The sequence below is a fragment of the Corynebacterium sp. UMB8791 genome (assembly GCF_054166365.1).
Map to the genome: position 1 here is coordinate 1 of NZ_JBSZCG010000004.1, position 406 is coordinate 406.

General features: G+C 59.4%; 1 protein-coding gene. It reads right to left on the reverse strand.

All coding sequences use genetic code 11. The annotated features are described in order from the left end of the window. Window positions 1–144: 144 nt before the first annotated feature. Window positions 145–276, reverse strand: coding sequence for a hypothetical protein (locus ACXIUA_RS00015; protein ID WP_457975833.1), 132 nt, complete (start codon window positions 274–276; stop codon window positions 145–147). Window positions 277–406 lie beyond the last annotated feature (130 nt).

Genomic DNA, 406 nt, shown 5'->3' on the forward strand with positions numbered 1-406 from the left:
CGCCGCCTTCATCGAATATGCGATTGAAGCCGGTGTAGATTCGCTTTCCCGGATTGGTTGGGCTCTGCAGGATCACGCTGAATACGTGGGAAAAATCCGATCCCGGGAGAACTCCAATCGTTCCCAGAGGCGTGCGAAGCGGCGCTAAGCGCTGAATACGGCGGGGACCCGGTCGCGGATTGGCTCCGCGGTGATATAACTTCCCGCCGCCTGCGCGTGCTCATTGCTGGGCTTCCCGATGATTCGGCGCTTCATCGCGCCTATCGGGACGGCCATGATTGGTCATCGCTGCATGATCTTTTGTGGATCCTGGTGCAAGGGTTGCCGCGCTCAGAAATGCTTCTCGCTAGGCAACTATCTAAGGAGCAGGCCCGTGGTCTGCGCTTCCCGCGGGTTAAGCCCTACC